General features: G+C 68.9%; 20 protein-coding genes and 1 pseudogene. 11 read left to right on the top strand and 10 right to left on the bottom strand.

Annotated elements, in window-relative coordinates; all coding sequences use genetic code 11:
- Positions 1-13 precede the first annotated feature (13 nt).
- Complete coding sequence (locus SACTE_RS26015; protein ID WP_014048999.1) at positions 14-658, top strand: class F sortase; 645 nt, start codon at positions 14-16, stop codon at positions 656-658.
- Positions 659-733: 75 nt separating this feature from the next.
- Here the strand turns inward: SACTE_RS26015 and SACTE_RS26010 are convergent, their stop codons facing one another.
- Positions 734-1,360, bottom strand: a complete 627-nt coding sequence (locus tag SACTE_RS26010; RefSeq protein ID WP_014048998.1) for a histidine phosphatase family protein — start codon at positions 1,358-1,360, stop codon at positions 734-736.
- Positions 1,361-1,422: 62 nt separating this feature from the next.
- Positions 1,423-3,675: an alpha-xylosidase gene (yicI, locus tag SACTE_RS26005; RefSeq protein ID WP_014048997.1), complete on the bottom strand. Its 2,253-nt coding sequence runs from the start codon at positions 3,673-3,675 to the stop codon at positions 1,423-1,425.
- Positions 3,676-4,000: 325 nt separating this feature from the next.
- Here yicI and xylA point away from each other — a divergent pair, with 325 nt between their 5' ends.
- From xylA to SACTE_RS25980, 5 genes are all read left to right on the top strand, one after another.
- The gene (xylA, locus tag SACTE_RS26000; protein WP_014048996.1) at positions 4,001-5,170 is read left to right on the top strand and encodes a xylose isomerase; all 1,170 of its coding nucleotides are present in this window, start codon (positions 4,001-4,003) and stop codon (positions 5,168-5,170) included.
- Between the two features lie 150 nt (positions 5,171-5,320).
- Positions 5,321-6,583: a sugar ABC transporter substrate-binding protein gene (locus tag SACTE_RS25995; protein WP_014048995.1), complete on the top strand. Its 1,263-nt coding sequence runs from the start codon at positions 5,321-5,323 to the stop codon at positions 6,581-6,583.
- Between the two features lie 11 nt (positions 6,584-6,594).
- The gene (locus SACTE_RS25990) at positions 6,595-7,566 is read left to right on the top strand and encodes a sugar ABC transporter permease (RefSeq protein WP_014048994.1); all 972 of its coding nucleotides are present in this window, start codon (positions 6,595-6,597) and stop codon (positions 7,564-7,566) included.
- 5 nt (positions 7,567-7,571) lie between these two features.
- Positions 7,572-8,429 (top strand): carbohydrate ABC transporter permease, encoded by an 858-nt coding sequence (locus SACTE_RS25985; RefSeq protein ID WP_014048993.1) that lies wholly within the window; start codon positions 7,572-7,574, stop codon positions 8,427-8,429.
- An 8-nt stretch (positions 8,430-8,437) separates the two neighbouring features.
- Positions 8,438-9,817 carry a GH1 family beta-glucosidase gene (locus SACTE_RS25980; protein WP_014048992.1) on the top strand — a complete coding sequence of 460 codons (1,380 nt, stop codon included), beginning with the start codon at positions 8,438-8,440 and terminating at the stop codon, positions 9,815-9,817.
- A gap of 123 nt (positions 9,818-9,940) precedes the next feature.
- Here SACTE_RS25980 and SACTE_RS25975 read toward each other — a convergent pair whose 3' ends face one another.
- Positions 9,941-10,201: a GlsB/YeaQ/YmgE family stress response membrane protein gene (locus SACTE_RS25975; protein WP_014048991.1), complete on the bottom strand. Its 261-nt coding sequence runs from the start codon at positions 10,199-10,201 to the stop codon at positions 9,941-9,943.
- Between the two features lie 138 nt (positions 10,202-10,339).
- On the opposite strand from SACTE_RS25975, the gene SACTE_RS25970 reads away from it, so the two are divergent.
- The 3 genes from SACTE_RS25970 (at position 10,340) to SACTE_RS25960 (ending at position 12,291) form a co-directional block, all read left to right on the top strand.
- Positions 10,340-11,422 carry a YihY/virulence factor BrkB family protein gene (locus SACTE_RS25970; protein WP_014048990.1) on the top strand — a complete coding sequence of 361 codons (1,083 nt, stop codon included), beginning with the start codon at positions 10,340-10,342 and terminating at the stop codon, positions 11,420-11,422.
- Positions 11,423-11,530: 108 nt separating this feature from the next.
- The gene (locus tag SACTE_RS25965; protein WP_014048989.1) at positions 11,531-11,950 is read left to right on the top strand and encodes a phage holin family protein; all 420 of its coding nucleotides are present in this window, start codon (positions 11,531-11,533) and stop codon (positions 11,948-11,950) included.
- Positions 11,947-12,291 carry a hypothetical protein gene (locus SACTE_RS25960; protein WP_014048988.1) on the top strand — a complete coding sequence of 115 codons (345 nt, stop codon included), beginning with the start codon at positions 11,947-11,949 and terminating at the stop codon, positions 12,289-12,291. Before SACTE_RS25965 ends, SACTE_RS25960 begins: the two co-directional genes overlap by 4 nt.
- A gap of 72 nt (positions 12,292-12,363) precedes the next feature.
- Here the strand turns inward: SACTE_RS25960 and SACTE_RS25955 are convergent, their stop codons facing one another.
- Positions 12,364-13,593 carry an ROK family protein gene (locus tag SACTE_RS25955; RefSeq protein WP_014048987.1) on the bottom strand — a complete coding sequence of 410 codons (1,230 nt, stop codon included), beginning with the start codon at positions 13,591-13,593 and terminating at the stop codon, positions 12,364-12,366.
- A 109-nt stretch (positions 13,594-13,702) separates the two neighbouring features.
- Positions 13,703-16,420 (bottom strand): aconitate hydratase AcnA, encoded by a 2,718-nt coding sequence (gene acnA, locus SACTE_RS25950; protein WP_014048986.1) that lies wholly within the window; start codon positions 16,418-16,420, stop codon positions 13,703-13,705.
- 381 nt (positions 16,421-16,801) lie between these two features.
- On the opposite strand from acnA, the gene SACTE_RS25945 reads away from it, so the two are divergent.
- Both SACTE_RS25945 and SACTE_RS25940 read left to right on the top strand, forming a co-directional pair.
- Entirely contained in the window at positions 16,802-16,999 is a 198-nt protein-coding gene (locus tag SACTE_RS25945) for a DUF4236 domain-containing protein (RefSeq protein ID WP_014048985.1), read from the top strand.
- Between the two features lie 163 nt (positions 17,000-17,162).
- Complete coding sequence (locus tag SACTE_RS25940) at positions 17,163-18,692, top strand: UDP-N-acetylglucosamine 1-carboxyvinyltransferase (RefSeq protein ID WP_014048984.1); 1,530 nt, start codon at positions 17,163-17,165, stop codon at positions 18,690-18,692.
- 881 nt (positions 18,693-19,573) lie between these two features.
- Here SACTE_RS25940 and SACTE_RS34300 read toward each other — a convergent pair.
- From SACTE_RS34300 to SACTE_RS25930, 5 genes and pseudogenes are all read right to left on the bottom strand, one after another.
- Positions 19,574-19,924 carry a hypothetical protein gene (locus tag SACTE_RS34300; RefSeq protein ID WP_141708010.1) on the bottom strand — a complete coding sequence of 117 codons (351 nt, stop codon included), beginning with the start codon at positions 19,922-19,924 and terminating at the stop codon, positions 19,574-19,576.
- 62 nt (positions 19,925-19,986) lie between these two features.
- Positions 19,987-20,514 carry an RHS repeat-associated core domain-containing protein gene (locus SACTE_RS33460; RefSeq protein ID WP_258395856.1) on the bottom strand — a complete coding sequence of 176 codons (528 nt, stop codon included), beginning with the start codon at positions 20,512-20,514 and terminating at the stop codon, positions 19,987-19,989.
- Positions 20,466-20,894 (bottom strand): annotated as a pseudogene (locus tag SACTE_RS35205) (putative T7SS-secreted protein); the annotation flags it as partial. The gene SACTE_RS33460 and the pseudogene SACTE_RS35205, both read right to left, overlap by 49 nt.
- Positions 20,895-20,923: 29 nt before the next feature.
- Positions 20,924-21,571, bottom strand: coding sequence for a hypothetical protein (locus SACTE_RS25935; protein ID WP_014048983.1), 648 nt, complete (start codon positions 21,569-21,571; stop codon positions 20,924-20,926).
- The gene (locus SACTE_RS25930) at positions 21,568-22,077 is read right to left on the bottom strand and encodes an SseB family protein (RefSeq protein WP_026359279.1); all 510 of its coding nucleotides are present in this window, start codon (positions 22,075-22,077) and stop codon (positions 21,568-21,570) included. The genes SACTE_RS25935 and SACTE_RS25930 overlap by 4 nt, the downstream gene beginning before the upstream one ends.
- Between the last annotated feature and the right edge of the window lie 217 nt (positions 22,078-22,294).

The raw sequence follows: 22,294 nt of genomic DNA, 5'->3' as shown, positions 1-22,294 counted from the left end.
GTGCCGTCTCACGATGACGCTGTGCGTGACCTTCTCGCTGGTGACCGGCATCGTCTGGGCGAGTGGAGACTCGTCCGACGACCCGGTCACCGCCGCCCGCGGCGGTGACGCCGCGGGCGGCGGGGCGGCGCCGTTCCAGCGGGCGCCGCACAAGCCGCCGGACAAGGTTCCGGCCTCGCACGCGCCGCTGGTGCACTCCCGGCCGGTGAAGGTCGCGGTGCCCGCCATCTACATCGAGGCCCCGGTCACCGGCCTCGGCCTCGACAAGAAGGGCCGGCTCGGCGCCCCGCCGCTGAGCAAGCCGAAACTGGTGGGCTGGTACCAGGACGGCCCGTCCCCCGGGGAGGCGGGAACCTCTCTGATCGTCGGTCACCGCGACACCGAGACGGGCCCGGCCATCTTCCTCAACCTCAACGCCCTGCGCCGGGGCGACACGGTGACGGTCACCCGGGCGGACAGGAAGACGGCGGTCTTCTCCGTCGACGAGGTGGAGACGTACACGAAGGACAAGTTCCCGGACGACAAGGTGTACGGGCCCACCGGCCGCCCGGAACTCAGACTCATGACGTGCGGCGGACGCTTCGACAAGAAGAACGGCTACTCGGCCAACGTCGTCGTCTTCGCCCACCTCACCTCACTCAAGAAGCAGGCGGCCTGAGAGCCTGCGGCACGGAACAGGCCGGTACCTCGGGGGCGAGGTACCGGCCGTCCGCGTGTCCGGGCCCGGGCTCGCTCAGCACCCCGCCGCGTCGAAGAGGCTCTTCGGGATGGCGACGTTCCAGGCCGTGATGACCGGCTTGCCGTGCTCCCGGCCGAGGCGGGAGACCGCGCCCGTGGCCAGCTGGAACAGTTCGCCGCCGGTGGCCGGCAGGCCCAGGTAGCGGGCCGTGAGGACGCGCAGGAAGTGGGAGTGCGCGACCAGGGCGATGTCGTCGTCGCCGATGCGGGACATCGCCGCCCGGACCTCGGCCAGGACCCGGTCCGCCCGGGCCGCGACGTCGGCCGGTGACTCGCCGGGGTGGTCCTCGGGGCCGGGGGCGACGCCGTCGGTCCAGAGGTTCCAGTCGGGCCGGGTGCGGCGGATGTCCACCGTGGTGACGCCCTCGTACGCCCCGTAGTCCCACTCGTGCAGGTCCGGCGTCACCCGGGGCGCGGCCAGGCCCGCCAGCTCGGCGGTGCGGCGGGCACGCAGGAGCGGGCTGACCAGGGTGAGGCCGATGCGGCGCTCGGCGAGGACGGGGACGAGCGCGCGGGCCTGGCGTTCGCCGAGGTCGGTCAGGGGCAGGTCCGTGTGGCTCGTGTGCTGCCCGGAGCGGGACCATTCCGTCTCGCCGTGCCGGATCAGAAGCAGCTCACCCATGGACTCCACCTTCGCGACTCTCGTGCCGGTGGGCCGGCCCCGGGCGGGGCCGGCCCGAAGGATCAGCCTACGACCGTGACGGTGTACGGCCGGTCCGTGTCGGTCGTGACGCGGACATCGCCGCCCTCACGGACCACCTCGTAGGTCGCGGCGACCGCGCCCGTGCGGTCCGGGACCGTCACCGTGCGGGTGAAGTCGCCGGTCCCGGCCGGGGCGTACACGCGGAGTTCGAGGTCGTCGAGCCATGCGCCGTCCGGGCGGGACTCGTCCGCCCCGAGGGCCAGGACCGCGCCCTGGCGGACCAGCAGCGGCAGGCTGTCGTAGCCGTGGGTCTCCCGGTGCCAGGCGGGGCCGGTGACGGTCTCCCCGGTGAGGAACCGCGTCCAGGTGCCCTCGGGGACGTAGTACTCGACCTCGCCGTCCTCGGCGAAGACCGGCGCGACCAGGAGGTCCGGGCCCAGCAGGTACTGGCGGTCCACCGTGCGGGCGGTCGGGTCGTCCGGGAACTCCAGCAGCAGCGGGCGCATGGTCGGGACGCCGGTGCGGTGGGCCTCGACCGCGGCGCCGTACAGGTACGGCATCAGCCGGTGCTTGAGCCGGGTGAACCGCCGGGCCACGTCCACCGCTTCGTCGCCGAACTCCCACGGCACGCGGTACGAGGACGAGCCGTGCAGCCGGCTGTGCGAGGAGAGCAGGCCGAAGGCGAGCCAGCGCTTGAAGACCGCCGGGTCCGGTGTGCCCTCGAAGCCGCCGATGTCGTGGCTCCAGAAGCCGAAGCCCGACAGCGACAAGGAGAGCCCGCCGCGCAGCGACTCGGCCATGGCCTCGAAGGAGGACCAGCAGTCGCCGCCCCAGTGCACCGGGTACTGCTGGCCGCCGGCGGTCGCGGAGCGGGCGAAGAGGACGGCCTCTCCGGCGCCGCGCTCCTGCTCCAGGAGTTCGAAGACCGCCTTGTTGTAGAGGTGCGTGTAGTAGTTGTGCATGCGCTCCGGGTCGGAGCCGTCGTGCCAGACGACGTCGGTGGGGATGCGCTCGCCGAAGTCGGTCTTGAAGCCGTCGACACCCTGGTCGAGGAGGCCCTTGAGCTTGCCCTGGAACCAGGCGGTGGCCTCCGGGTCGGTGAAGTCGACCAGCGCCATTCCGGCCTGCCACTTGTCCCACTGCCAGATGTCACCGTCGGCGGTCTCGACGAAGTAGCCCTTGCGGGCGCCCTCCTCGTACAGGGCGCCCTTCTGCGCGATGTACGGGTTGATCCAGACGCAGATCTTCAGGCCCTTGCCCTTGAGCCGGGCGATCATGCCCTCCGGGTCGGGGAAGACCGCCGGGTCCCACTCGAAGTCGGACCACTGGTACTCGCGCATCCAGAAGCAGTCGAAGTGGAAGACGCTGAGCGGGATGCCGCGCTCGGCCATGCCGTCGACGAACGAGGTGACGGTGGCCTCGTCGTAGGAGGTGGTGAAGGAGGTGGTCAGCCAGAGCCCGAAGGACCAGGCCGGCGGGAGGGCCGGGCGGCCGGTGAGCGCGGTGTAGCGGGTGAGGACGTCCTTCGGCGTGGGGCCGGCGACGACGAAGTATTCGAGGGTCTGGTCCTCGACGCTGAACTGCACCTGCCCGACGGCCTCGGAGCCGACCTCGAAGGAGACCTTGCCGGGGTGGTTGACGAAGACGCCGTAGCCGCGCGAGGAGAGGTAGAACGGGACGTTCTTGTAGGCCTGTTCGCTGCTGGTGCCGCCGTCGGCCTGCCACATGTCGACGACCTGGCCGTTCTTGACGTACGGCGTGAAGCGTTCGCCGAGCCCGTGGACGGTCTCGCCGACGCCCAGGGCGAGCTGGGCGACCATGTGGTGGCTTCCGTCGGGGGTGGTGGCGAACGCGCTGCCCTTGGGCCCGGCGGAGGTCAGGAGCCGGCCGTCCTGGTCGAGGAACTCCAGGCCGAAGGCCCCCTCGGTGGGCAGCCTCAGGGTGAGCGGGCCGCTGGTCAGCTCGGCGGTGGTGCCCTCGGTACGGGTGGTCGCGGCGGACCCGGGTGCGGAGCCCCCGGCGGACGGGGCCACGGCTCCCGGCAGCTCGAAGTCGGGGCCCTTGCGGCGCTTGCCCGCGTGGTGGGTGAGGCGGACCGCGATGACGCCCTCGGCCGGTGCGTGGGCCTCCACGGTGATCAGCGGGGCGTTCAGCGTGTCGCCGCGGCGCTGGACGCGCTTGACGGCGGCGTAGGCGGCGAGACGGTCGTCGTCGAGTCGGACGTCGCGGACTTCGGTGGCGTACGAGGCGTGCACACCGCTGCGCAACTGCCAGAAGCCGTCGGTGAACTTCATGGGGGGTCCTTAGCCGGATCAGAAGTGCTGGACTGCGGGACGTCAGGGCGCCTGCGGCAAGCGCGGCTGCGGGTCCTCTTCATTTTGATCGTACACAAAACAAATATGACCGACAGGGCGGTCCGCAGCGGGAATTCCCGGATTGCCCGGGTGGGCACCCCCGAGGTGAAGCGCTTCCGAGCAGCCATGTTTGCGCCATGTGACCGAAACATCACGGAAACGGTCTAGAAACCCTTGACGGGATGGCGTATTAGTACTCCAAGCAAACAAATTGGTGCCGGCCGGCAGTGCAGCCGACCGGCTCTCGTGGACAAGAGGCTGACCGATGCCGGAGCGTTTCACTCCCACTCCTGAGGACAAGTTCACGTTCGGTCTGTGGACCGTGGGCTGGCGGGGCAACGACCCGTTCGGTGAGCCGACGCGTCCGGTGCTGGACCCGGTGGAGTCGGTCGAGCGGCTGGCGGAGCTCGGTGCGCACGGGGTGACGTTCCATGACGACGACCTGATTCCGTTCGGGTCGGACGACCGTGAGCGGGCGCGGCTGGTCGGGCGGTTCAGGGAGGCGCTGGAGCGTACCGGGCTCAAGGTGCCGATGGCGACGACGAACCTGTTCACGCACCCGGTGTTCAAGGACGGCGGGTTCACCTCCAACGACCGTGACGTGCGGCGGTTCGCGCTGCGCAAGGTGATCCGCAACATCGATCTCGCGGTGGAGCTCGGCGCGCAGACGTATGTGGCCTGGGGCGGGCGTGAGGGCGCCGAGTCCGGTGCGGCCAAGGACGTGCGGTCGGCCCTGGACCGGATGAAGGAGGCCTTCGACCTGCTGGGCGACTACGTCACCGAGCAGGGCTACGACCTGCGGTTCGCGATCGAGCCCAAGCCCAACGAGCCCCGCGGTGACATCCTGCTGCCCACGATCGGGCACGCGCTGGCCTTCATCGAGCGCCTGGAGCGCCCCGAGCTGGTCGGGGTGAACCCGGAGACCGGGCACGAGCAGATGGCCGGGCTGAACTTCCCCCACGGCATCGCGCAGGCCCTGTGGGCGGGCAAGCTCTTCCACATCGACCTCAACGGCCAGTCCGGGATCAAGTACGACCAGGACTTCCGCTTCGGCGCCGGTGACCTGCGCCAGGCGTTCTGGCTCGTGGACCTCCTGGAGACGGCCGGCTGGGACGGCTCACGCCACTTCGACTTCAAGCCGGTACGCACCGACGGCATCGACGGGGTGTGGGAGTCCGCGAAGAACTGCATGCGCAACTACCTCATCCTCAAGGAGCGCGCCGCCGCCTTCCGCGCCGACCCCGCCGTCCAGGAGGCCCTCACCGCCTCCCGCCTCGACGAACTCGCCCGCCCCACCGCCGACGACGGCCTCAAGGCACTCCTCGCCGACCGCACCGCCTACGAGGACTTCGACGCCACCGCCGCCGCCGAACGCTCCATGGCCTTCGAAGCCCTCGACCAGCTCGCCATGGACCACCTCCTCAACGTCCGCTGATTCCCCGGTGCCCCGGCGGCGTTCCGGCCGCCGGGCACCCCGCAGTCGTCCCCCCGCCGTGACACAGCCGAATCCGCGCAGGGGCTTGACGAACATCCCGTGGGAGCGTTCCCATGGGCCCGGCCACCCTCTCACCGCAAGGGCACCACCGTGACAGAACCTTCCCCGGACGGGCGGACCGGACGCCGCAGCCGTCGCACCAGGCGGATCGTCGTCCCTCTCACCGTCGTCTCCGCCATCGTCGCCGGCACCGTTCTGTCGGGGTGCGGGCAGCAGCGGGACGAGGACGTCTACACCGTCATGAACTCCTCGACCGACGAGTCGTACCACCGCTGGGACGGTGACACACTCGAGCGCTGCAGCAAGGAGCTCGGGGTCACCATCGAGCAGCAGAGCGTGCCGGCCTCGCAGCTGATGACGAAGGCGCTGCGCATGGCCTCCTCGAAGTCGCTGCCGGACGTCCTCCAGCTGGACGCCTCCGAGATGCCGACCTTCGCCGAGGCCGGCGGGCTGATCCCACTGAAGGACCTCGGGCTGACCACGACGGACATCCCCGACGGGATCGTCGACTTCGGCTCGTTCGACGGGACGTACTACGGGGCGGCGCGCACGGTGAACACCCTGGCGCTGTTCTACAACAAGGACACCCTCGACAAGGCCGGTCTGGAGGTGCCCACCACCTGGGCCGAGATGCAGTCGACGGCGAAGAAGCTGACCCAGGGCAAGCGGTACGGCCTGGCGCTGAGCGCGGGCGGCGCGGAGGACGGCGTCTTCCAGTTCACCCCGTTCATGTGGTCCAACGGCGGCGACGAGACGAAGCTCGACTCCCCCGAGGTCGCCGGGGCCCTGGACTACTGGAAGGCGCTGCTGAAGGACGGTTCGCTCTCCAAGTCCACGGTCAACTGGACCCAGGCCGACGTGAACGACCAGTTCATGGCCGGCAACGCGGCCATGATGATCAACGGCCCGTGGCAGGTCGAGACCCTGAACTCCAAGAAGGGCCTCAACTGGGGCATCGCCGAGATCCCGGTCCCGAAGGCGGGCGACGACTCGGTCGGTCCGCTGGGCGGCGGTGTGCTGACCGTGCCCAACACCGGTGACACCGAGCGCGAGAAGATGTCCGCGAAGATCATCGGCTGTATGTCGGGTGAGCAGGAGGAGATCTCCTACGCCATCAACAGCTGGATGGTCCCCGCCAACACCAAGGCGGCCGACATCTGGCGGAAGAAGACCCCCGAGCTGGCGGCGCTGGCCGACCAGGTCGCCACGGCCCGTTCCCGTACCGCGAAGGTCGGCGCGCGGTGGTCGTCCGTGTCGCTGGCCCTGCAGAGCGCCTTCCAGTCCGCGCTCACCGGTGAGTCCAGCGAGGCCGCTCTGAAGCGTGCCCAGCAGCAGGTCACGAGCGGGAACTGAGGTAACGCACCATGTCATCCACCACAGCCTCAGCCGCCGCGCCGGCCACCGGCACGAAGGCCCCCGCGGCCGGTGCGGTCGGCAAGCCGGTGAACCCGCGGAGCGCCAAGCGGCGCAAGTCGCTCGCCCAGTGGGGGTTCATCGCCCCCGCCGTGATCTTCATGGCGCTGTTCTTCGGCTACCCGCTCGTCCGCAACATCGTGATGAGCTTCCAGGACTACTCACCGTCCACCTTCTTCACCGGTGAGGCGCCGTTCAACGGCTTCGACAACTGGAGCAACGTCTTCGGCGACGGACTGTTCGGCAAGGCCCTCTGGCAGACGATCCTCTTCACCGTCGGCTCGCTCGTCGGCCAGTTCTGCATCGGTCTGGCCCTCGCCGTCTTCTTCACCCGCCGCTTCCCGCTGAACGGGATCCTGCGCTCGCTGATCCTGCTGCCGTGGCTCGTCCCGATGGTCGTCTCCGGCATCGTGTGGCGGCGCATCTTCGACCAGGACACCGGGGTCCTCAACTCCTTCCTGGGCACCGTCGGCCTCCCCGGTGACACGCCGTGGCTGACGAGCACGAGCATGGCGCTGATCTCGGTGATCCTGGTGAACATCTGGATCGGCATCCCGTTCAACATGGTGATCCTCTACGGCGGCCTCCAGGAGGTCCCCAAGGAGCTGAGCGAGGCCGCCGCGCTCGACGGCGCGTCCGCCTGGCGTACGTTCCGCTCGGTCACCCTGCCCATGCTCAAGCCCGTCATCACCGTGGTGCTGGTGCTCGGCTTCATGTCGACGGTCAAGATCCTCGACCTGGTCCTCGCCCTCACCGACGGCGGGCCCGCCGACTCCACGCAGACGCTCGGCACGCTCACGTACCAGAACTCCTTCGTCCAGATGGACTTCGGAGCCGGTGCCGTGGTCGGCAACATCCTGATCCTGATCTCCGCCGTCTTCGCGGTGTTCTACCTGCGGGTCAACCGCAACGAGGGGAAGTGACCGGCATGGCGACCACCACCCAGATCCCCGCCGCCCCGGCTCCCGCCGCCGTCCACCGGCCCAGGCGCCGCTGGGGTGCGACCGTGTTCGGCCTCGTCGTCCTCGCGGTCATGCTGTTCCCGCTGTACTGGATGATCAACACCGCCCTCCAGCCGGACGCGAGCCTGGTCGACGTGGGCCCGGTGCCCACGGGCATCGACTTCTCCGGCTTCACCTCGGCCCTCACCGACCAGGGCACCAACCTGCTGACCTCGCTGGCGGTGGCGCTCGGCGCCGTGGCGATCTGTCTGGCGATCTCCGCGCCGGCGGCGTACGGGCTGGCGCAGTTCAACCTGCGCGGCGGCAGGACGATCGTCTTCGGCACGCTCATCACCCAGATGGTGCCGGGCATCGTCATCGCCAACGCCCTGTACAGCGCGTACGTGGACCTCGGCCTGGTCAACTCCTACTTCGGCCTGATGCTGGCGGACGCCTCGCTGGGCATCCCCTTCGCGATCGTGCTGATGCGCTCGTTCATGGTGTCCATCCCGCGCGAGGTCATCGAGGCCGCCGAGGTCGACGGCGCGGGCCGCATCCGTACGTTCGTCCGGGTCGTCCTGCCGATGAGCCGCAACTCGCTGATCACCGCCGGGCTGTTCTCCTTCCTGTACGCGTGGAGCGACTTCATGTTCGCGCTCACGCTGAACACGACGGACGACGTCAAGCCGATCACGCTGGGCATCTACCAGTACATCGGCGCGCACGTCGGTGACTGGGGTTCGGTCATGGCCGCGTCCGTGCTCTCGGCCGTGCCCGCCGCGGTCCTCCTCGTCCTGTCCCAGAAGTACATCGCCGCCGGGATCACCGGCGGCTCGGTCAAGTGAGGGTTTCCATGAGTGACTTCCCGGTCTTCCCGCCCGGATTCGTCTTCGGCGCGGCCACGGCCTCGTACCAGATCGAGGGCGCCGTGGAGGAAGACGGCCGCGGCCCGTCCATCTGGGACACCTACAGCCATACGCCCGGACGCACGGACGGCGGCGACACCGGCGACGTCGCCTGCGACCACTACCACCGCTACCCGGAGGACGTGGCGCTCCTGCGCGACCTGGGCGTGGAGTCGTACCGCTTCTCGATCGCCTGGTCCCGGATCCAGCCGACGGGCAGCGGGGCGGTGAACCCCAAGGGGCTGGACTTCTACTCCCGGCTGGTGGACTCGCTCCTGGAGGCGGGCATCGAGCCGGCCGCCACCCTGTACCACTGGGACCTGCCGCAGGCCCTGGAGGACAAGGGCGGCTGGCGGGTACGGGAGACGGCGGAGCGCTTCGGCGAGTACACAGCGGTCGTCGCGGAGCACCTCGGCGACCGGGTGCCGCGCTGGATCACCCTCAACGAGCCGTGGTGCAGCGCGTTCCTCGGCTACTCGGTGGGCCGGCACGCGCCGGGCGCCCAGGAGGGGCGCGGGGCGCTGGCCGCCGCACACCACCTGCTGGTCGGCCACGGCCACGCGATGAACGCGCTGCGCGCGGCGGGCGTCCGCGAGGCGGGCATCACGCTGAACCTGGACCGCAACGTCCCGGCCACCGAGTCGGACGCGGACCTCGCGGCCGTCGTACGGGCCGACACGCAGCACAACCTGGTGTGGACCGAGCCGCTGCTCGCGGGGCGTTACCCGGCCACCGAGGAGGAGACCTGGGGCGAGCTGATCACCGGCCAGGACTTCCGCCGCGAGGGCGACCTGGAGCTGATCTCCCAGCCGATGGACTTCCTCGGCATCAACTACTACCGGCCGATCGTCATCGCCGCGGCTCCGCACCGCGAGGCCGACCCCGCGCTGCGGGTGGCCACGGACAACCGGTACGCGGAGGGCAGCTACCCGGACGTCCGCAGGACGGCGATGGGCTGGCCGGTCGTCCCGCACACCTTCACCGACCTGCTGACCGCGCTGAAGCAGACGTACGGCCAGGCGCTTCCGCCGGTGCACATCACGGAGAACGGCTCGGCGGAGTTCGACGCCGTCGAGGCCGACGGCGCGATCCACGACGCGGACCGGGTGGAGTACCTGCGCGACCACCTCACCGCGCTGCGGGCGGCCATGGAAGCGGGCGTCGACGTCCGGGGCTACTACGTGTGGTCGCTGCTGGACAACTTCGAGTGGGCGCTCGGGTACGCGAAGAGGTTCGGGATCATCCGGGTCGACTACGACACCCTGGAGCGCACCCCGAAGGACAGCTACCGCTGGTACCAGCAGCTGATCGCGGCGCACCGGGCCTGACCCCGGCACACGGAAAGGGGCTCGGTCCGGCCGGTCAGCCGGGCCGAGCCCCTTTTGCGCCGTCCGCGCCTGGAGCCGCCCTACCGGTCGCATCGCTACGGCGGGCAGGGCGGCAGTGCGGTGTCAGGTCCGTCGCCGGACCCACATGGGGGTGACGAAGGCGATGAGGACGGCGGCGACACCGATCTGGAAGATGTGCCGGATCCAGTCGATGCCCCCGGTGTCGCGTACGCCGACCGCGCCGGCGAGCGCGTTGCCGGCGAGGGCGCCGACGATACCGAGGAGGGTGGTCAGCCACAGGGGAATGGGCTGCCGGCCGGGTACGACGAGCTTGGCCAGCAGGCCGATGATGAGTCCCGCGATGATGGCCCACAGGAACGACACGTCACGTCCTCCTCTTCCTCTGCCCTGAACGTTTCGGGAAGTTACAGCCCGCGTGCCCGGCACACCGTGACCTATGCCCCGGGACACGCGGTCGCGGAAATTCCGTTTCCGTCGGCCCGGGGCGGTTACCGGACTCGCATGGCACGGACACCGGAACCACAGCAACCCCCGACCGCACCCGGCGGCCACGACCCCTACCCGGAGCGCGCGGACGGCGTGGGTGGCACCGCGCGGGATCCGGACCACGTCGGGCCGGGACCGGAGGTGGAGCGCGAGGCACCGGACGAGCCGACCGCCATGCCCAAGCGGTCGTGGTGGGCGGTACTCAGGCGCACGGTGCGGGAGTTCGCGGACGACGAGCTCGCCGACCGGGCCGCGGCCCTGACCTACTACGGTGTGCTCTCCCTCTTCCCGGCCCTGCTCGTACTCGTGTCCCTGCTGGGCATCGCGGGCGAGTCCGCCACCCAGCAGGTGATGGACAACCTGCGCAAACTCGCCCCCGGCCCGGTCCGGGACATCCTGTCCGACGCCGTGGAGCAGTTGCAGGGCAACGGCGGCACGGGATCCCTGATGGCCGTCCTCGGTCTGGTACTGGCCCTCTGGTCGGCCTCCGGTTACATCGCGGCGTTCATCCGCTCCTCCAATGCCGTCTACGACATACCCGAGGGGCGGCCGGTGTGGAAGGTGCTGCCCCTGCGCCTGGCCCTGACCGTGACCCTGATGGTGCTGGCGGTCGTCAGCGCGCTGATCGTGGTGTTCACCGGGCCCCTCGCCCAGCGGGCCGGCTCCGCCCTGGGGGTCGGCGACACCGCCCTGACGGCGTGGTCGATCGCCAAGTGGCCGGTCCTGGTCCTGCTCGTCACCGTCATGATCGCGCTCCTGTACTGGGCCGCGCCCAACGCCCGGGGCCGCGGCTTCAAGTGGGTGACGCCCGGCAGCTTCCTCGCCCTGCTGCTCTGGATGATCGCCTCGGCCGGCTTCGCGCTGTACGTGGCGTACTTCTCCTCCTACAACAAGACCTACGGCGCCCTGGCGGGCGTGATCGTCTTCCTGGTCTGGCTGTGGATCACCAACCTCGCGATCCTGCTCGGTCTCGAGTTCGACGCGGAGATGGCCCGTCAGCGTGCCATCGAAGGCGGCCATCCGGCGACCGAGGAGCCGTACGTCGAACCGCGCGACACCGCCAAGTGGTCCGAGGAGGACCGGCGCCATCTCGACTGAATCCGGTGCGCGCCGGATGGAGGGTTCCCCTCGGGGTACCCGCTGCGACGGCCCCACCGGCAGGCCTCGCGCAGAGGCGACACTCCAAGGAAAGGCGGGTACGTGGCCATGAGCACCGTCGAACACCCCACCGGGACGCGCGGCAAGGACGACACGGTCGGGGCACTGGTGACCCAGGCCTCGCAGCAGCTGTCGCAGCTGGTGCGTGACGAAATGCGCCTGGCCCAGGCGGAGATGACCGAGAAGGGCAAGCGGTTCGGCCTCGGCGGCGGCCTGTTCGGGGGCGCGGGCACGGTGGCCTTCCTCGCACTGCAGGCGCTGGTGGTCGCCGGGATCGCCGCGCTGGCCCTGGCGGTGCCGGTGTGGGCGTCGGCACTGATCGTGTGCGGCGTGCTGCTGGCGATCGCCGCGGTCCTGGCCCTGATGGGCAAGAAGCAGGTCGCCCGGGCCACCCCGCCCACCCCCACGCGGACCATGGACAGCGTCAAGGCCGACGTGGCCGAGATCAAGGAGAAGGCACACCGATGAGCGACACGGCGCAGTCCCACGGCGAGACCCCGGCACCCGACGACGTGAAGGCACAGATGCAACAGAAGGCGGTACAGGTCAAGGACAAGGCGGCCCAGGTCGTCAGGGAGGCGCAGGACAGGCTTCCGGACGCGGTCACGGACAACGCCGGCCAGGCCCGTGAGCAGATCGCCCAGGCCGCTGCCACGGTGGCGGGCAGGATCCAGGAGAAGACCCCGGACGCGGTCGCCGACACGGCGGGCCGCCTCGCGCGGACCGCGAACCGGCGCCGCGGGCCCTTGCTGGTGGCGGCGGCCGTCGTCCTGCTGGTGCTGATCGGGAAGCGCCGCGGACGCCGGTGAACGAGACGGCCGGGCCGCCCGCCGCGTCCCCGGCCGGCACAGCCGTACGACGGAACCCGGCGGCGTACGCGGTCACCGCACCGCGTACGCAGCCGGGTTCTCCATCACCTCGTACACCACCCGGGCCGCCGCGCCCCGGGCCGCGTCCCCGGAGAGGGACGAGGCCCGCAGCCGGCTGCCGCCCGCGTGCCAGCGGCCCGAGACGACCCGGGCGGTGAGCTGGGCGTCGGCGGACTCCTCCAGCCATGGCATGAGGGTGCGGTAGATCCCGCCCAGCACGACCGCCTCGGGGTCGAAGAGGTTGACCGCCCCGGCCAGGACCACCCCCAGCCGGTCCCCCGCCGTGGTCAGGGCCTCGACGGCCCGCGTCTGCCCCGCGGCGGCGCGCTGTTCCAGCTCCGCCACGCCTCGTACGCCCTGGTCCGGGTCGATGCCGGCGGCCGCGAGCAGCGCCCCACGGCCCGCGTACTGCTCCAGGCAGCCGTGTGCCCCGCACCGGCACAGGGGGCCCTGCGGGTCGACGACCACATGGCCGATCTCGCCCGCGAAGCCGTGGGCGCCCCGCAGCATCTGACCGTTCACCACGAGGGCGCCGCCCACCCCGATCTCACCCGTGAGATAGAGGAAGGTGCGTACGCCGCCGAGTCCGCCGAACCAGTACTCGGCCAGGGCCGCCAGATTGGCCTCGTTGTCGGAGCCGACGGCCAGCGCGCGCCCGGCCGGGCGCAGTGTCCCGAGTGCCTGCCCGAAGATGCCCTCGGCGGCGACCCGGCTCCAGCCGAGGTTCGGCGCCTGCCGGACGACACCGCCGGAGACGAGGCCGGGCAGGGCCAGTTCGACGCCGACGACGCGCAGGTCCTGTTCGCGGGTGGAGCCGATGACCCGGTTGGTGAGCCGGGCGGCGTGGGCGAGGACCTCGGCGGGCGGGACGCCTCGGTGGTCGGTGTGCTCGGTGACCCGGACCCGGTCGGTTCCGGTGAGGTCGACGGCGCACACCGACACGTAGTCGATGTTGATCTCCACCCCGAGCCCCGCCGGGCCGGTGCGGGCCAGGGTGAGTACGGTGCCGGGGCGTCCCGCGGATCCGCTGGAGGTCTTGCCGGACTCGCTCAGGCAGCCGAGTGCGAGGAGTTCCTCCACGAGGGAGGAGACGGCGGCGCGGGTGAGCCCGACGAGGCTCGCCACCCGGGCCCGGGTGGCCTCACCCTCCTCGCGCACGGTGCGCAGCACGAGGCTGAGGTTGTGGCGTCGCACGGATTCGTGCCCGGCCTTGGCCGCGGGTGAGGTGAGGGACTTGTTCATGGCGTGTCGAGCCTACGGGCCGGCGCGTGGGCCTTTCGGGAACGGGGACGGGCGGCACGGCGAAGGGCCGCACCCACCGGGGTGCGGCCCTCGACTGCTTCCTGCGCCCTTACTTGCGGATCAGGCTGCGGAGCACGTACTGCAGGATGCCGCCGTTGCGGTAGTAGTCCGCCTCACCGGGGGTGTCGATGCGGACGACGCCGTCGAACTCCACACCGGTGTCGGTGGTGACCTTGACCGTGCGCGGCGTGGTGCCGTCGTTCAGCTGGGTCACACCGGTGAAGGAGAAGGTCTCCTCACCGGTCAGGCCGAGGGTCTCGGCCGTGTGGCCCTCCGGGAACTGGAGCGGGAGGACGCCCATGCCGATGAGGTTCGAGCGGTGGATGCGCTCGTAGGACTCGGCGATGACGGCCTTGACGCCGAGGAGCGCGGTGCCCTTGGCGGCCCAGTCGCGGGACGAGCCGGAGCCGTACTCCTTGCCCGCCAGGATGACCAGCGGGGTGCCGGCGGCCTGGTAGTTCTGGGAGGCGTCGTAGATGAACGACACGGGCGCGTCGGCCTGGGTGAAGTCGCGGGTGAAACCGCCCTCGGTGCCCGGCGCGATCTGGTTGCGCAGACGGATGTTGGCGAAGGTGCCCCGGATCATGACCTCGTGGTTACCACGGCGCGAGCCGTAGGAGTTGAAGTCGCGGCGCTCGATGCCGTGCTCCGTGAGGTACTGGCCGGCCGGGGTGTCGGCCTTGATCGCACCGGCCGGGGAGATGTGGTCGGTGGTGACCGAGTCGCCCAGCTTGGCCAGGACACGGGCGCCGGCGATGTCCTCGACCGGGCTCGTCTCCATGGTCATGCCCTCGAAGTACGGAGGCTTGCGCACGTAGGTGGACTCGGAGTCCCACTCGAAGGTGTTGCCGGTGGGGATCGACAGCGCCTGCCACTGGGCGTCGCCCGCGAAGACGTCCTGGTAGGACTTGTTGAACATGTCCTCGCCGATGGCGTTCGCCACGACGTCGTTGACCTCGGCCTCGGTGGGCCAGATGTCCACGAGGTGGACGGGCTTGCCGTCCTGGTCGACGCCGAGGGCGTCCTTGGTGATGTCGACCTTCATCGAACCGGCGATGGCGTACGCGACGACCAGCGGCGGGGACGCCAGGTAGTTCATCTTGACGTCGGGGTTGATCCGGCCCTCGAAGTTGCGGTTGCCGGAGAGCACCGAGGTCACGGCCAGGTCGTGCTCGTTGACCGCCTTGGAGACCTCGTCCGGCAGCGGGCCGGAGTTGCCGATGCAGGTGGTGCAGCCGTAGCCGACGAGGTTGAAGCCGACCTTGTCGAGGTAGGGGGTCAGGCCCGCCTTGTCGAAGTAGTCGGTGACGACCTTGGAGCCCGGCGCGAGGGTGGTCTTGACCCACGGCTTGCGGGTCAGGCCCTTCTCGACCGCCTTCTTCGCCACGAGGGCGGCGGCGACCATGACGTACGGGTTCGAGGTGTTGGTGCAGGAGGTGATCGCGGCGACGGTGACGGCGCCGTGGTCCAGCTCGTACGTGGTGCCGTCGGGGGCGGTGACCGGGACCGGCCTGGAGGGGGCACCGTTCGGCGTGTTGGCCGGGGCGTCGGAGGCCGGGAAGGACTCCTTGCTCGCCTCCATGTCGTCCGTGACGTAGTTGCGCACGTCCTGGGCGAACTGCTGGGAGGCGTTGGCCAGGACGATGCGGTCCTGCGGGCGCTTCGGGCCGGCGATGGAGGGCACGACCGTGGAGAGGTCGAGCTCCAGCTTCTCGGAGAAGTCCGGCTCGGCGGCCGGGTCCAGCCAGAGGCCCTGCTCCTTGGCGTACGCCTCGACGAGCGCGACCTGCTGGGCGTCGCGGCCGGTCAGGCGCAGGTAGTTCAGCGTCTCGTCGTCGATCGGGAAGATCGCGGCGGTGGAGCCGAACTCGGGCGACATGTTGCCGATGGTGGCGCGGTTCGCGAGGGAGGTGGCGGCGACGCCCTCACCGTAGAACTCGACGAACTTGCCGACGACGCCGTGCTTGCGGAGCATCTCGGTGATGGTCAGCACGAGGTCGGTGGCGGTGGTGCCGGCCGGGAGCTCGCCGGTCAGCTTGAAGCCGACGACGCGCGGGATGAGCATGGAGACCGGCTGGCCGAGCATCGCGGCCTCGGCCTCGATGCCGCCGACGCCCCAGCCCAGCACGCCCAGGCCGTTGACCATGGTGGTGTGCGAGTCGGTGCCGACGAGCGTGTCGGGGTACGCCTGGCCACCCCGGACCATGACCGTGCGGGCCAGGTGCTCGATGTTGACCTGGTGGACGATGCCGGTGCCCGGGGGGACGACCTTGAACTCGTCGAAGGCGGTCTGGCCCCAGCGCAGGAACTGGTAGCGCTCCTTGTTGCGGCCGTACTCCAGCTCGACGTTCTGCGCGAACGCCTCGTTGGTGCCGAACTTGTCGGCGATGACGGAGTGGTCGATGACCAGCTCGGCCGGGGCCAGCGGGTTGATCTTCGCCGGGTCGCCGCCGAGCTCCTTCACGGCCTCACGCATGGTGGCGAGGTCCACGACACACGGGACGCCCGTGAAGTCCTGCATGATCACGCGGGCCGGCGTGAACTGGATCTCCTGGCTGGGCTGGGCCTGGGAGTCCCATCCGCCCAGCGCCCGGATGTGGTCGGCGGTGATGTTCGCGCCGTCCTCGGTGCGGAGCAGGTTCTCCAGCAGCACCTTCAGGCTGTATGGGAGGCGCGCGGAGCCCTCGACCTTGTCCAGCCTGAAGATCTCGTACGACTCGTCGCCCACGCGCAGCGTGCTGCGGGCGTCGAAGCTGTTCGCCGACACGACAGTCTCCTTCTTCAATGTGCGCGTTCAACCGCGCCGCGCCTCATAGGCGGCCGGCGCCGCTCGGTGCCGCCTGCGGCCCCCACCATCCGCTAAGGTAAGGATTAGTTAGGTAACCCTTACCGAGCGGCGGCTGCGGTGCGCCTCGGCAGATATCTCGATGTCGAGATAACTCTAGTACATCACCGCCGCGCGGTCATGCCCGGGCACCGGTCACGACCGCGTCTTCGACCCCTCACCCTCCCTTCCGTTTCCTTCCCCACCCTCCCCCGCCTCCTTGCCCTCTCCCCTCCCACCCCCTCACCCTCCCTCCTTCCCGCTCCCTTCCCGCGCATGGATCGGCGGTACCGGGAAACCCGCACTGCGACGAAGGAGGCGCAGATGCCGCTCACATTCCGCAAGAGCTTCCGGATCCTTCCGGGTGTCCGGCTGAACCTGAACCGCCGCTCCTGGTCCGTCACCACCGGCGGACGGCACGGCCCGAAGCGCACCACCAGCAGCACCGGCCGCCGCACCACCTCGATGGACCTGCCGGGCCCGTTCGGCTGGCGCAGGACGACCCGGCGCCGCAGCGGCTGACCACCGCACCGGGCGCCACCCGTTCGGCCGATCCCCGCGCGCCGGATCCCGCGCGGGGAACGACCGTCGAAGGGGCGCCCGTACGCGGCGCGGGCACCCGGTTCCCACCCGAACCGCACACCCCCGCACGATCTTCATCTCATATCTGAGATAGCGTTGAGTCATGGAAGACGACTACCTCGTACGTATCGGCAAGCTCATCCGTGACGCCCGTCAGCACCGAGGCTGGACACAGACGCAGCTCGCCGAGGCGCTCGCCACCAGCCAGAGCGCCGTCAACCGCATCGAGCGCGGCAACCAGAACATCAGCCTTGAGATGATCGCTCGCATCGGTGAAGCCCTCGACAGTGAGATCGTGTCGCTCGGTTACGCCGGGCCGATGCACCTGCGAGTCGTCGGCGGCCGCCGCCTCTCCGGCGCCATCGACGTCAAGACCAGCAAGAACGCCTGTGTCGCCCTGCTCTGCGGGTCCCTGCTCAACAAGGGCCGCACCGTGCTGCGCCGGGTCGCCCGGATCGAAGAGGTCTTCCGCCTCCTGGAGGTCCTCAACTCCATCGGCGTGCGCACCCGCTGGATCAACGACGGCGTCGACCTGGAGATCCTTCCGCCCGCGCAGCTGGAGCTGGAGTCGATCGACGCGGACGCCGCCCGCCGGACCCGCTCGATCATCATGTTCCTGGGCCCGCTGCTGCACCGTACGGACCGCTTTACTCTGCCGTACGCCGGCGGCTGCGACCTCGGCACGCGGACCATCGAGCCGCACATGATCGCGCTGCGGCGCTTCGGCCTGGACATCGCGGCCACGGACGGGCTGTACCACGCACAGGTCGACCCCACGGTCAGGCCGGAGCGCCCGATCGTGCTCACCGAACGCGGCGACACGGTGACCGAGAACGCGCTGCTGGCCGCCGCCCGGCACGACGGCACGACCGTCATCCGCAACGCCTCCTCCAACTACATGGTCCAGGACCTGTGCTTCTTCCTGGAGACGCTCGGCGTACGCGTGGAGGGCGTCGGTACGACGACGCTGACCGTGCACGGCGTGCCGGAGATCGACGTGGACGTCGACTACTCCCCCTCAGAGGACCCGGTCGAGGCGATGAGCCTGCTGGCCGCCGCGGTCGTGACGGAGTCCGAGCTGACGATCCGCCGGGTCCCGATCGAGTTTCTGGAGATCGAGCTCGCGGTGCTGGAGGAGATGGGCGTCGACTGCGACCGCACCGCGGAGTACGCGGCCGACAACGGCCGTACGCGGCTGGTGGACCTGACGGTCCGGCCCTCCAAGCTGGAGGCGCCCATCGACAAGATCCACCCGATGCCGTTCCCGGGCCTGAACATCGACAACGTCCCGTTCTTCGCGGCCATCGCCGCCGCGGCCCACGGCAAGACCCTGATCCACGACTGGGTCTACGACAACCGCGCCATCTACCTCACCGACCTCAACCGCCTCGGCGGCAGGCTCCAGCTCCTGGACCCCCATCGCGTCCTGGTCGAGGGACCGACCCGCTGGCGCGCGGCAGAGATGATGTGCCCGCCGGCCCTGCGCCCGGCAGTGGTGGTCCTGCTGGCGATGATGGCGGCCGAGGGCACGTCGGTGCTGCGGAACGTGTACGTGATCAACCGCGGCTACGAGGAACTGGCGGAGCGGCTGAACTCGGTGGGGGCGCAGATCGAGATCTTCCGGGACATCTGAAAGCCTGCCAGAAGAAGCACCGTCGCGCCCTTCCTGACCTGCCAAATTCGAGGTGAGGTGGGGCGTGACGAAGTTTCTGGAACTGATCTGGGACTTTGCACCAGGAGCGACGGCTTCCGAGCGCCGCGCTCTTCACATGCTGAGTCATCGGAATCACGTCATCGGAAGCGGCATGCAGAGAACTAGCAGGTCAGACGCCATTTCACGCTCACGAGGAGCAGCTTCCATGCGCCCGGAGCGTCAAACGAGCGTCACGGCCGTGACGGGTCGGCCCTGCTCGACGGGTGTCGACGGCAGTCCCGCACACTGCCGGAAACAAGGACGTCAGATGTGCAGAATCACCGGTCGGTGCTCACCCCCGGCGCCGACCACCATCGAAGCGTGCGGCTGATGACGCGGCACACCGACACTGCGATCGACCTACCCGACGCCCACCGCCTTCGGCATCAAACGTCGGCAGCGTCCCCACCGACCGACGGCTCCGCGGAAAAACACCCACGGGATGTGGTGAGTCCCTCGCGCCACAGGCCCCCTCGTCCGGCACAGACTCGTGCACAACGCGCGCATCCAACGCTCCCAGCAGAGCGGACAGCTCTGCTGGGACCTCGTCGGTCAGTGCGCCCATGGCGATCGGCAACTGATCACCGCATCCAGATCATTGATGTAAGCGCTGATCGGGTACTGCCTCGGTAGTTGCCAGTCGGACCCCATCCTGCGCACAAGATGCTCCCAGGACGAGATCACATTCTTGAAAGAATACACCGGATCTGTAATTTTCTCACAAATGCTGGGTGCAGCCCGAGATCGCTCGATGTGCTTTGATTTTATCCCCCCAGCTCCCTGCATAGAGGCGGCTTGTCGTGCCGGATTTCACGAGCGGATCACGAGAAGAGCAATGTTTCAGTGATAGACACTTCTGGAAATACCTTCACTCTGAGCTCTCCTGCGGTGTCTCTGGTTTCGAATTCCACGACAAGTTGGGTCTCGCCGTCTCCCTCTTGGACGCGGAGTAGAATCGCTCCTTCTCTGAACAGATTCAACATGGCCTTGCCGGATGGCGCGCACCAGCGTACAGTTACCGACTGCCCGACCGCGTCGTACGACAGTGTCAAGTCTTCACCTGTGACATCGACGAGATTTACGGTCCTTTGAGTCTCACCAGTGATCTCTGGCTCGACTCCCAGTGCGTTGACGATTTCCTGTGGGTCAGGTGTGACAAATTCAACTGGCAAGGAATTTCTCCTGGATTTCGCATGCGATTACCTGCTCGAACTGCAAGCGACCGGCGGATCTCTCAACTGCGGAATATTACCGTCGATAGCCTGTATCCACCGTCGGGCATGATCTGCCGGGTGCTATCCACACCGAGCATTCCATGTGGGCCGTATAGTACGGATTTCGTTTTCCCGAAATTCCCCCATTCGTTGGTGAAATGTTCCGAGAATCCATTGCCGGTCGCCTCCTTCAAGTGTTCGGTCACGAACTGACGAGAGGCCGGAGTGTCATAGAACCCTATACTCTTGAGTTGATTGGCATTTTGTATCGCCCTCGGCGTGTTGTGAGGATCCGACTTCACATCCTTATTGAACAGGTAATCCAATTTTCTCGGGTTGACTTCGGGGCAGGGGGAAAGCCCAAAAGGATCTGCCCATGTGTGAGGATTTGCGACGTAGGCATCCGAGTTGGGTGACGGCGCAATGCCCAGAGGGTCGACAGAGAGGTATCGGGCGGTTTCCGGATCGTAGTGGCGGTGAAAGTTGTAGTGGAGTCCGGCTCCAACGCCGCTGCCGCGTCCTCGAACGCGGCAGCCGCACGCACCCAGTCGGTAGGCAGGGTCTGGAACTTCTCCCGGAACGTATCGGCGGCCATACCCTTCCAGTGACCGAGTCGAGCTTCTTCATCCCGCTGCCGACGAGGTCGAAGGCCCTCTGGAAGTCGCGCAGGTTCTTCACCGCCGCGGCGATCTTCTCCGGCCTGCCGTGAATCAGCTCGTTCGCTTCCTCACTCTGCCCGAGCTGCTGCTCACCGACCCCCGCGCCCAGTGACGACGCGGTCTCGTCCCCCCCAGTCCTCGACCTTGTCCGCCCACTCGTCGGCGCCGACCTTCTCCAGGCCGGAGCCGAGCACATCGGTGCCCTTGTCGATCCCCTCGCCGACGATCTCCTTGCCCTTGTCGACAAGGTTCCCCGCTCCGTCGTACAGGTCCCCGGCGAACTTCCCTCAGTCCGGCATCAGTCGCCCTGCCCCCATCGCGGCTGTTCAGCCTGGTCGATCGTCTCCTGCGACGGATCGAGCTGTTCTCTCAGCCGTTCATCCGCCGCCGCTCGCACCGCCGGGTCCACCAGCCCGTTACGCTCCATGGAGTCGAGCGCGGCGTCCTCCACGTCGTAGGTGGTGTCCTGCCAGGTCTGCTTCACCTCGCCGTGAGCCTCACTCATCGACTCCCGGCTCCAGTCCGCCCCGTCGTACGGGGACTGACCGCTAACCGCGTCCCAGCTCATGGCCTTGACCTCGTCCTCGGACGCGTGCGGATTGCCGTTCAGAGAGTTCACGCCGATCTTGAACGAGTCCTTGATGTACTGCTCCTGCTCGGCGAACGAGCCTGCCGACAACCCGACCCCGAGCGCGAACCCGTTCCCCTTCTGCGTCAACGCCCGCACACCCCACTCCCACCGGTCGCAGAACGTCTCGAACTCTGACGTCAGCCCGCCGTGCCCCAACTCAAGTCCCGACAGAGCCAGTTCTGAAAAGCCACGGCCTGTTGACGCCTGACCGATGAACCCGAGCTCCTTCAACTCGGCGTGCGCCAGGTCGATCCCCTTCGCGATCTCCGCCAACGCCTCCGGCGGCACATGAAGATCAGGGCTCTCCCCGCTCATCGTGTCCCCCCGAGATCCACCGCGACCGCGTCCGGCACGATGCCCGCCACCGGCGGGAACAACACCCCGCCGTCCTCACTGCCCGCATCCAGCGCCACCCCCGCCGGACCCGGCAACAACGGCACCATCACATCCAGCAACCGCGCCCCCAGCACCGTCCGGTACGCCCACTCCCGCCCGGCATCCCCCCGAGCCCACGCGAACCGAGCCAGCGCCTCCTCGTCCGAGAACACGCAGATCCAGCGCACCCCGTTCTGATCGGCCGACCACAGATCCCCATTGCCATCCAGCGGCACCAGCACCGCCGTACGCCGGAACTCACCCAGCAACACAGCAAACTCCCCGCGAGCCGTCGCCATCGGATCATCCTCCGGCGGCGCGGCAGGGGCCGGCACCAGCGCCTCATACGGTGCGAGTGACGCTCGCGGAGCAGGCCAGTTGACCAAGTCGGCAATCTTCGAGCGCTGGGCAGGCGGCTCCGCTACGTCATCCCCGTTATCAAACACTCACCGAATGCTGTCACAGCACGCTTCCCAAGAGCAACGAACAAAAGTAGCCAGACAATCACGGTGCCGCCTCGGCACAGCTCCGAGCCACTCAGTAACGGCCCGCAAACGAACACCGGAGATGCTTCACTTCCTCTCAGTCCCCCTTTGCTTCGAGACCGGGCAGAGAGCGAGGCGCCGGAGGCCAGCCACGTTCCACTCCCAGACCGATCCCGGT

The organism is Streptomyces sp. SirexAA-E, assembly GCF_000177195.2.
Classification (GTDB): domain Bacteria; phylum Actinomycetota; class Actinomycetes; order Streptomycetales; family Streptomycetaceae; genus Streptomyces; species Streptomyces flavovirens.
This window is presented reverse-complemented; position numbering and strand designations above follow the sequence as displayed.